This window comes from Streptomyces luomodiensis, assembly GCF_031679605.1.
Lineage (GTDB): Bacteria > Actinomycetota > Actinomycetes > Streptomycetales > Streptomycetaceae > Streptomyces > Streptomyces luomodiensis.
Map to the genome: position 1 here is coordinate 9,206,978 of NZ_CP117522.1, position 11,144 is coordinate 9,218,121.

Here is an 11,144-nt window from a genome sequence, read left to right on the forward strand (position 1 = left end):
GGGCGCGATGGAAACGTATCCGTCATTGATCGATGGCGCGGACGGCGAGCACGACAAGTGGATCCACGTGGTGCGGACCAGCGCCATGCTGGCCGACGAGATCGGGTGCCTGCGGCTCAAGCGCGGTCTCGACCGGGGCACGATCGACGGCGTGCGGGACGACCGCGCCGTCGGCCGGGTCGGCATCTCCAGCCGGGAGCAGATCGACCGGGCGGCCGCCGCCGCCCGGCGGGCCCAGCGGGAGTGGGCCGACGCGAGCGTCACCGACCGCATCGAGCTCGGCCGCAGGATCAACGAGGTCATGCGGAAGAACATCGACAGGTTCATCGAGTACCTGGTGGCCGAGGGACACCCGCGCAGGTTCGCCGAGCTGGAGATCGCCGTCGCGATGGAGGGCACGAGCGAGCTCGGCCTGGAGCTGACCCGAGCACAGCTGGAGCAGATCGGCCACGTCGGCGGCCGCCAGACCCGCCTGGTCCGCAAACCGGACGGTGTCGTCTGCGTCCACCCGCCGCACAACGCCCCCGCGGCCAACTCGCTGCTCGCGATCGGCGCCCTCATCGCGGGCAACGCCGTCGTGGTCAAGGCGCCGCGGAGCGCCCCGCTGACCACCGCCTGGGCGTGGCGCGAGCTGGTGTACCCCGCGCTGTGCGACTTCGGCGCCCCGCGCGGACTGGTGAACGTGGTCTGTGGCGAGCCGAACGCGGTGCTGCGGCAGTGGCTCGACAGCGACGACACCGACAACCTGATGTTCTTCGGGGACTCGGCACGCGGCATCCCGGTCGGACGGGACTGGTTCAACCGGGGCAAGAAGACCGTGCTCGAACTGTCCGGCAACGACGGGGTGCTGATCTGGCGGGACGCCGAGGCCGAGCTGGCCGTCGAGGCCCTGCGCGAGGCGTACTACGGATCCGGCCAGGTGTGCATGGCGCCGAACTTCGCCGTGGTGCACCCCGACATCGCGGACACGGTGATCTCCCGGCTCGCCGACACCGTACGCACGATGCGCCCCGGTATGCCCGAGGACCGCACCACGGTGCTGTCCCCGGTGTTCAAGTCGGCGGAGTTCTTCCAGACGCTGGAGCAGGCCGTCGCCGGCGGGGCGGAAACGCTCTTCGGCGGACACCGGATCGACGTCGAGGGCAACGTCAGCGACGTCGGATTCTTCCTCGAGCCCACCGCGATCCGGGTCGACGGACTGGCCCTGGCCGACCGGCTGGACGTGGTCCGCAAGGAGACCTTCTTCCCGCTGCTGTCGATCGTGGTGCCCGAGCGCCGGGACGATGACCAGACACTGCTGCGCGCCTGCGTCGGCTTCATGAACGGCAATCGCTACGGACTGCGGAACTCCCTGTGGTCGCGGGACGCGCACGTGATCGAGACGTTCTGCGGCGGCATGAACAACAGCGGCACGCTGAAGGTCAACGACAGCCACATCGGGGTCTCGCCCGGAGTGGCCACACACGGCGGCACGGGACTGTCCGGCGGACCCTACGGCGGCGCCAACTATCCGGCGCTGGGCACCTCCCACCTTCAGGCGATCAGTATCGCCACCGAGGTGCGCCCGCGCCGCGCGATCTTCGAGGTGGCCGACGGTGCGACTCCGTCCTGAGTCCGAGCGCGAAAACGAGGGGAACGTCAAGTGACCGTGACGGATGAGAAGTCCGCGGAGACAGCCAGGCTGCACGCGAAATACCTGAGCCGGGGCCGGGCGAAGATCGCCGGTATGCTCGGCGGCCAGATCGAGGAGAGCTCCGCCGGTTCGTACATCCACACCTCGGCGGGAGAGAAGTACCTCAACTGCGCCGGCTACGGGGTCATGCTGCTCGGGGCGACCCACCCGGATGTGGTCGAGGCCGTCGTCGAGCAGGTCAGGCGGCATCCGATCTCCTCCCGGGTGTTCTTCGACGACGTGACCTCCCGCGCCGCCCAGGCGCTCGCCGAGGTCTGTCCGGGCGAGCTGGAGAAGGTCTTCTTCTGCGGCTCCGGCGCCGAGGCCGTGGAAACGGCACTCAAGCTGGCCCGGGTGAACGGGCACAAACGCACGGTCACCACGCGGAACGGTTACCACGGCAGGACGATGGGAGCGTTGAGCGTCAGCGCCAAGCGCCGCTACCAGGAGCCCTTCGAACCGCTGATACCCGATGTCGTCGAGATCCCGTTCGGGGACGCGAACGCCCTGCGCGCGGCGCTGCGCGACGCCGAGCCGTCGTGCTTCATCGTCGAACCGATCCAGGGCGAGGCGGGCGTCGTGATCCCGGACGACGACTACCTCCCCGAGGTGTCGCGGATCTGCCAGGAACACGACTGCTTCCTCATCGTCGACGAGGTCCTGACCGGCATGGGCCGCACCGGCACCTGGTGGGCCATCAGCGAACTGCCGGTCCAACCCGACGTCATGCTGGTCGGAAAGGGCCTGTCCGGCGGTGTGGTACCGGTCTCGGCCGCGGTCGCCACGCCCACCGCGTACGCGCCGTTCGACAAGGACCCGATCCTGCACGCCTCCACGTTCGGCGGGTCGCCCATCCAGACCGCGGCGGTGCTGGCCGCCATCGAGGCGACCAAGACACATGACGTCCTCGGCGCGGCCGGCACGATCGGCGAGCGCCTCCTGCGGACCCTGCGCACAGCGGCGCAGGCCGCGCCCCCGGGCTCGATCAGGGAGGTACGGGGCAAGGGGCTGCTGCTCGGCGTCGAATTCGAGGACCCGGGCTCGTCCGCCGAGCTGATGCTCCACCTGCTGGACCGGGGCGTGCTCATCAACCACTCGGTGAACAATCCGCACGTGGTGCGGTTCACGCCGCCGGCCCTGATGTCCGAGGACGAGGTGGACACGCTCGAAGTGGCGATGGAGGACTCGTTCCGGCAGCTCGGAAAGCTGTCGGTGGGGCGCCGGTGACCGTCCGGTGAGCTGGTGGCAGATCGACACGGGGAAGGCGACATGAAGACCGTACACGTCGACCAGATGGTCGTCGGATGGGACCGGTTCGCGATTTACGAGAAGCTCAAGGACGGCGAGAGCTACAAACAGCACGCCCCGGAGCATGTGAAATCGGTCCTGATGGAATCCACCGACGATCCCCACACCATGCTCTCGCACTGGGAGCTGTACTTCCGCAACGGCCTGCTGGAGTGGTCCGAGCGGGATCACTACGACGAGGAGAACACCACTCTCCGGTTCGAGCAGGTCGACGGCGACTTCGACGAGTTCCACGGCAGTTGGGAAGTCTCTCCGGTGCCGGACCCCGCCGGGGAGCCGACGGTTCGCGTCCGGTTCACCGCCACGTTCGACTTCGGTGTGCCCAGCGTCGAGGCCATGATCGAGCCGGTGGCCGCGAAACTCCTCGAGGAATCCGTGAGCCGGATCATCACCGAGCTGTTCAGCGGCAGCGGGTCAGCGGTGTGATCCGGACCCTCGTCGTCACCTTGTGCTGAAGTGCCGGCCGGCCCGCACCGGCCGGGGCGCGGTTTTCTGGGGGAAGGTTCAGGCCATGCACGGTTCTTATGTCGATCTGCTCCGCCTTCGGGAGTCGGAGCAGCCGGAGGCGCACGTCTACCGATTCCTGGAATCCGGCGAGGTCGACGGCGACATCACCGAGATGTCCTATCGAGAGCTGGCGACACGTGCGCGTGCCATCGCCGCCACATTGCAGGAGCGCGGATTCGCTGGCCGGCACGCGCTGCTGCTCTATCCGCCGGGCCTGGAGTTCACGGGCGGATTCTTCGGCTGTCTTTTCGGCGGGGTCGTCGCGGTGCCCGTCCCGCTGCCGGAGTTCCACCAGCTCGACCGCTCCCTGCGCAGGTTGAAGCGGATCATCGCCGACGCCGGCATCGCGGTCGTCCTGACCACGCGGCTGGTGGCCGACGGCCTGGCCGCCGTGATCCACGAGATGCCCGAACTCGCCGCCCTGGAGTGGATCGCGACCGACGACATCGCCGACGAGCGGCAAACCGCGTGGCGCGACCCGGGCGTCGGCCCGGATTCCACGGCATTCCTCCAGTACACCTCCGGCTCGACGTCGGAGCCGCGCGGCGTGATCGTCAGCCACCGCAACCTGCTGCACAACCAGCGGGCCACGGCGGAAGGAATGGGACACACCCCCGAACTGGTCGCGTCCTGGGAGGGCGACCTGATCGGCAGCTGGCTGCCGGTGTACCACGACATGGGCCTGATCGGGCCGGTACTGCACACGGTCTACGTCGGCAGCAGCGCGGTGCTGATGTCGCCGCTGCACTTCCTCCAGCAGCCCAGGCGCTGGCCGGCGATGGTCTCGGCGTTCGGGGTGCGGTGCAGCGGTGCGCCGAACTTCGGCTACGAGCTCTGCGTCCGGCGCGCCACCCCGGAGTCCGTGGCGGGCCTGGACCTCAGCCGGTGGCGGGTGGCCGCCAACGGCGCCGAGCCCGTCCGGGCGGGCACCTTGCGCCGGTTCGCGGACACGTTCGCGCCCGCGGGCTTCCGGCCCGCGTCGCTGTTGCCGGTGTACGGACTGGCCGAGGCGACGCTGACGGTGACCGCCGGCTCCGGCGGTGGCCTGGACCGGGCGCCCACGATCCTCCGGGCCGGACCCGGACAACCGGAGTGGGTCAGCTCGGGACGGCCCGCCGAGGGGACGACCGTCCTGATCGCCGACCCGGAACGGTGCACCGAGTGCCCGGAAGGGACGGTCGGCGAGATCTGGGTGACCGGCGGGAGCGTGGCGGGCGGCTACCACGGCGACGCCGAGAAGACCAGGGAGACGTTCGACGGCCGGCTCGACGACGGGCGCGGCGGGTTTCTGCGCACCGGCGACCTGGGCTTCCTCCGGGACGGCGAACTGTTCGTGACGGGGCGACGCAAGGACCTGCTGATCATCGACGGCAAGAACCACTACCCGCAGGACGTGGAGCTGACCGTGGAGTCCGCGCACCCCGCGGTGCGCGCCGGCTGCGTGGCGGTGTTCTCGGTCGAGCGTGGGGATGGCGAGGTCGGAGATGGCGGCAATGACGTCGGTGGCGATGGCGACGGTGGCAATGACGGCGGTGGCAATGACGGCGGTAGCGGTGGCGATGGTGGCGGTGGCGAGGTGCCGGTCGTCGTCGCGGAGGTGAAGACGACCGACCACGCCGAGCTCGACGCGGTCGAGGACGCCGTCCGAAGCGCCGTCGGCGCGCAGCACGGCCTCGCCGTCCGCGCGGTGGTGCTGATCCCGCCCCGCACGATCTTCAAGACCAGCAGCGGCAAGATCCAGCGGCAGGCCACCCGTGCCGCCTATCTGGCCGGGGAACTCACGGCCGTGGAGCGAGCCGCGCCGGACACACCGGTGGAGCAGGCACCGGCAGCGCATCATGCAGCAACCCCGGATCAGGCACCGGCAGAGCACACGTCCCCGGCGCCGCCGTCCCGTAACCCCGTGCCCACCGTCGCGTCGATCCGGGACTGGCTCGTCGCGGCGGTCGCCCGGGACACCGGCACCGACCCGGCGCGGATCGACCTGGACCGGCCGATCGCCGAGTTCGGGCTCGGCTCACGTGGCCTGGTCGAACTCACGGTACGGCTGTCCGAGTTCGTCGGCCGGGAGCTGGAACCCAGCCTGGTGTTCGAGCATCCGTCGATTTCGGCGGTGGCGACCGCGCTCGGCACCGCCGGGACGACGGGTTCGGCCACCGAGCGGGTCCCGGCCGACAGCGAGGTGGCGATCATCTCGATGGCCTGCCGCTTTCCGGGCGGCGCCGACAACCCCGAGGCGCTCTGGAAACTGCTCGCGGACGGTGTCGACGCCGTCCAGGCCGTGCCGGAGGAGAGGTGGGACACCACCGGACTGCACGACACGGACCCCGACGCGCCCGGAAAGACCTACACCCTCCAGGGCGGCTTCCTCACCGGCGTCGACCGCTTCGACGCGCCGTTCTTCGGGATCTCCGCGCATGAGGCCGCCGCGATGGACCCCCAGCAGCGGTTGCTGCTGCAAGCCTCCTGGGAAGCGATCGAACGCGCGGGCATCGATCCCCGACGCCTGGCCGGCACCGCCACCGGTGTCTACATCGGGCTGTACGACAGCGGATACCTGGCGGGCGCCGACCTGGACCAGATGAACGGGCACGTCGGCACCGGCAACGCCGGCAGCGTCGCCTCCGGCCGCATCGCCTACACGCTCGGGCTGCGGGGACCGGCGCTCACGGTCGACACCGCCTGCTCCTCGTCCCTGGTGGCACTGCATCTGGCCGCGCGGGCCGTGGCCGCCGGTGAGTGCGAGCTCGCCCTCGCCGGCGGTGCCTCCGTCATGGCGACACCGCGTGCCCATGTGGAATTCAGCCGCCTGCGGGGGCTGTCCGCCTCCGGCCGCTGCCGACCGTTCTCGAACGACGCCGACGGCGTGGTCTGGGCCGAAGGGTGCGGTCTGGTCCTGCTCAAACGGCTCGACGCCGCGCTGCGGGACGGTGACCCGGTGCTCGCGGTCGTCTGCGGTTCGGCGGTCAACCAGGACGGACGCAGCCAGGGACTCAGCGCACCGAACGGACTCGCCCAGGAACAGGTGATCCGAGCGGCCCTCGCCTCCGCCGGCCTGGAGCCGCAGGACATCGACTACGTCGAGACGCACGGCACCGGCACACCGCTCGGCGACCCGATCGAGGCCCGTGCGCTGGCCAGGGTCTTCGGACCCGGCCGCGCCGCCGACCGGCCGCTCGCGATCGGGTCGCTCAAGTCGAACCTCGGCCACACCCAGGCCGCGGCCGGTATCGGCGGGGTCATCAAGACCGTACTCGCCCTGCGTCACGAACTGCTGCCCGCGTCGCTGCACGCCGACCACCTGACGCCCCACATCGACTGGGCCACGGCCGGACTCACGGTGCAGCGCGATCCGGCGCCGTGGCCGTCGGGCCGGGGTACCCGGCGTACCCGGCGTGCCGGGGTCAGCGCGTTCGGTATCAGCGGCACGAACGCCCATGTGGTGCTGGAGGAGCCGCCGGTCAGGGGCCACCTGCCGACGGACTCGGCAGACTCACCGGACTCGGCCGCCTCGGCGGTGTCGGAGCCGCTGCTCATACCGGTCTCCGCCCGTACCCGGACGGCGCTGTCGGGCCAGGCCGAGCGCCTGCTGGCGTTCCTCCAAACCGCTTCCGACGAAACCGCTTCCGACGAAACCACGCCCGACGACATCACGTCCCATCTGTCGCTGCCCGCCCTGGCCCGGTCGCTCGCGACGCGACGCACCCACTTCGAACACCGGGCCGTCGTCAGGGCGCGGACCGCGGACGAACTCCGCGCCGGACTTGCCGGGCTCGCAGGCGGCGATACCGCGCCGAACCTGGTCACCGGCTCCGCCCCGGCGTTGAGCTCCGGCAAGGTGGCGTTCGTGTTCCCGGGCCAAGGGGCACAGTGGGCGTCCATGGCGCTCGACCTGCTGGCCTGCTCGGCACCGTTCCGGGCCGAGCTCGCCAAGGCCGACGCCGCGATCCGGCGGTACACCGGCTGGTCCGCCACGGCCGTGCTGCGCGGTGAGGCCGACGCTCCCGAGCTGACCGGGGACGATGTCGTGCAGCCCGTGCTGTTCGCCGTGATGGTGTCGCTGGCCGCGCACTGGCGGGAGCGCGGAGTGGCTCCGGACGCCGTCATCGGACACAGCCAGGGCGAGATCGCGGCCGCCTACGTCAGTGGCGCGCTCGGACTGTCCGACGCCGCCGCCGTGGTCGTCCTCCGCAGCCGGGCCCTGCCGCGCATCGCCGGCGCCGGCGCGATGGCGGTCGTCGGACTGCCCGCCGACGAACTGCGGTCGCGGCTGGGCGGCGCGGTGGCGGTCGCCGCGGTCAACGGACCGAGGACGACGGTGGTCGCCGGCGACCGCGCCGCGGTGACCGACCTGCTCGCGACGCTGGACGGCGAGCAGGTGTTCCATCGCATGCTCGACGTCGACTACGCCTCGCACACCGAACACGTGGCGTCCCTGCGCGAGTCGCTGGCGGCCGATCTGGCCGGTATCACCGCCCGGCCCGGCCCGATCGCCTGGTACTCCACGGTGCTGGCCGAGGCGGTGACCGGCGCCGTACTCGATGACGGCTACTGGTACCGGAACCTGCGCGAACCGGTGCGGTTCGCCGAGACCGTCACCCGTATGATCGCGGACGGCTACCGGTTCTTCGTCGAGATGAGCCCGCATCCGTCGCTCGTCACCGCCGTCCACAGCGTCGCGGAGGACAACGGCCGCGAGGTCGTCGCCGTCGGCTCCCTGCGCCGCGAGGAGGACGGGCCGGCGTGTCTGGACCGCGCGCAGGCCGAGTTGTACATCGGTGGCCTGGAGCCGGACTGGGCCAGGCTGCTGGGGACGGACGACGGCGGTGGGCGCGGCGATGCCTTCCCGGACCTCCCCACCTACGCCTGGGACGACCATGCGTACTGGACCACCCCGAGGCCGGGAACCACCGGGCTGCCGGGCTTCGGACGGACCGGTCACCCGTTCCTCACCACCGTCGTGCCGAATCCGGCGACCGGGGCCGTGACATTGGCCGGTGCGCTGGCGCTGGACCGGCAGCCGTGGCTCGCCGACCACGCGGTCGAGGACACGGTGCTGCTTCCCGGCACGGCGTTCGTGGAGCTGGCACTGGTCGCCGGTGACGAAGTCGGCTGTGACGCGGTGCGGGAACTGGTCATGCGCGAGCCGCTGAGCCTGTCGCCGGGCACCGAGATCGCGCTCCAGGTCGTGGTGGGCCCGTCGGACGACGCGGGCGACAGGCCCGTTTCCATCCACGCCTGCGGGGATGGCGAACGGACGTGGACCGAGCACGCGCGCGGGACACTGTCACACGCGGACGACTCCGGCGCCGGAACATCCGGCAGCGAAACCATGGCGTGGCCGCCCGCCGATGCCGTGGCCGTCGATCTGACCGACGGCTACGAGCGGCTCGCGGCGCTCGGCTACCAGTACGGACCGACGTTCATGGGTTTGCGTGCGGCGTGGCGGCTCGGCGACGACCTGTATGCCGACGTGGCCCTGCCCGACGACGTTCGGGATTCCGCCACGGCCCACCTGCTGCACCCCGCGCTGTTCGACGCCGCATTGCACGCGCTGGCGCTCCAGGCCGGTCCGGTGCCGGACGACACCATCCCGCTGCCCTTCTCCTGGTCGCGCGTCACGGTGCGGTCGGCCGGCGCCGTGGCTCTTCGCGCGCATCTGGCCCCGATCGGCGACGAACAGGTCCGGATCACCCTGACCGAGGCCGACGGTGCGCTGGTGGCACAGGTCGACACGCTGGAACTGCGGAAGACGCCGCTGTCCCGGCTCGTGACGCCCACGCGCCCCCATGACTCGTGGTACGTGGTCGACTGGGTCCCGCTGCCCGTGCCGGACGAGGCGTACGAGCCGCCGCGATCGCCGAGCGAAACGCCCGCGCTGCTCCTACGCCGCAGCACGGAACCGGAGCCCGCCGATCGCCTGCCGGCCACGGCCGAGAGCGAGGTCTCGGCCGTCCTCGACCAGGTCAAGGCGCGACTGGCCGCCGAGGACGACAACGAGCCGCCGTTGGCCGTCGTCACCAGCCAGGCCATCGCGGTCGACGGGCACGAGACCGACCTGGACCTGTGCCACGCACCGGTGTGGGGCCTCCTCCGGTCCGCCCAGACCGAGCATCCGGGCCGGATCGTGCTGGTCGACGTGGACGACTGGGCCGACGCGCCGATCGCGATCGCGACCGCGACGGCGGCGGTCAACGACGAGCCACAGCTCGCCTTGCGCCGTGGACGTTTCTTCGCACCCCGGCTGGCAGCGGCCACCCCGGAGCAGAAAACGGAACAGGCAACGGAACAGCAAACGGGCCAGGGAGGGGAGCAGGGCCAGGGAACGCGGCCACGGCTCAGTGACGGCACAGTGCTGATCACCGGCGGCACCGGATCGCTCGGCAGCCTGGTCGCCCGACACCTGGTGAGCGCGTACGGGGTACGGAACCTGCTGCTCGTCAGCAGGCAAGGCCGCTCCGCGGCCGGTGCGGAGGCGCTCGTCACCGAACTGGAGGAGAAGGGCGCCTCGGTACGCGTCGCCGCCTGCGACGCGGCGGATCGCGCGGCCCTGGCGGCAGTGCTCGACGAGCTCCCCGCGGCACAGCCGTTGACCGCGGTCATCCACACCGCCGGTGTGCTTGCCGACGCCGTGTTCTTGTCGACCACACCGCGGAACCTCGCCGCGACGTTCCGGGCGAAGGTGGCCACCGCCTGGAACCTGCACGAACTCACCAAGGACCAGAACCTGTCGGCCTTCGTCCTGTTCTCGTCGGCTGCCGGTGTGCTGGGCTCGCCGGGCCAGGCCGGTTACGCCGCTGCCAACACGTTCCTGGACGCGCTGGCCCAGCACCGGCGGCACCTCGGACTCCCCGGTTCCTCCCTCGCATGGGGCGTCTGGGAGCAGTCGGACGGAATGACCGCGTCATTGCGGGAAGGCAGGCTGTCCCGGATCGGCCGCGGTGGCATGATCGCGCTGTCACCGGACCATGGCCTGGCCTTGCTCGACAGCGCACTGTCCACGGAGCCCGTGCTGGCCGTGCCGGCGCGGTTGCGGCTGGACGCGCTGGCACGGTCGGAGACGATCCCGTCGGTACTGCGTGGGCTGGTGCGTGGCCGAGCGCGTCGGTCGGCGGACGGTGGCCGCGCGGCGCGGTCGGCGTTGTTGCGGCGGCTGGAGGGGGTGTCCGAGGTCAGGCGGGACGCGGTGGTGCTCGAGCTGGTGCGTACGCACGTCGCGGCCGTGCTCGGGCGTGCGGGAGCCGAGGACATCGCTCCGGACCGGGCCTTTCAGGACCTCGGTTTCGATTCCCTGACGGCGGTCGAGCTGCGGAACCGGCTCAAGAACGCCACCGGGCTGACCCTGTCGGCCACAGTGGTCTTCGACTACCCCACGCCCGACGCGCTGGCGAAGTACATCGCGACCAACCTACCCGGCCAGCCCGACGCGCCTGCTGCGAGCGTTGCGGCGGACTCCGACGTCTGGTCGGTCATCAGAGCCATTCCGCTCGCGGATCTGCGGGATTCCGGACTGCTCGACAAGTTGTTGCTGCTGGCCGAAGCGTCCGAGGAGCGGCAGGCCAAGGCAAAGGCGAACGACGATCTCATCGACTCCATGGGCGCGGACGATCTGGTGGCGCTCGCCCTGTCCCAGGGGGAGTGACATGTCGGCTATCCG

At 71.1% G+C, this 11,144-nt stretch carries 4 protein-coding genes; all 4 read left to right on the plus strand.

The genetic code is table 11. The annotated features are described in order from the left end of the window. Positions 1–7: 7 nt before the first annotated feature. The 4 genes from PS467_RS38845 (at position 8) to PS467_RS38860 (ending at position 11,129) form a co-directional block, all read left to right on the plus strand. Entirely contained in the window at positions 8–1,612 is a 1,605-nt protein-coding gene (locus tag PS467_RS38845; RefSeq protein WP_311039222.1) for an aldehyde dehydrogenase family protein, read from the plus strand. Between the two features lie 30 nt (positions 1,613–1,642). Beyond that, on the plus strand, positions 1,643–2,899 hold the full coding sequence (locus PS467_RS38850) for an aspartate aminotransferase family protein (protein WP_311039223.1): 1,257 nt from the start codon (positions 1,643–1,645) through the stop codon (positions 2,897–2,899). 42 nt (positions 2,900–2,941) lie between these two features. Further along, positions 2,942–3,406 carry a type II toxin-antitoxin system RatA family toxin gene (locus tag PS467_RS38855; protein ID WP_311039224.1) on the plus strand — a complete coding sequence of 155 codons (465 nt, stop codon included), beginning with the start codon at positions 2,942–2,944 and terminating at the stop codon, positions 3,404–3,406. Positions 3,407–3,491: 85 nt separating this feature from the next. After that, a complete protein-coding gene (locus PS467_RS38860; protein WP_311039225.1) occupies positions 3,492–11,129 on the plus strand; it encodes an SDR family NAD(P)-dependent oxidoreductase in 7,638 nt (2,545 codons plus the stop codon). The last annotated feature ends 15 nt before the right edge of the window (positions 11,130–11,144 follow it).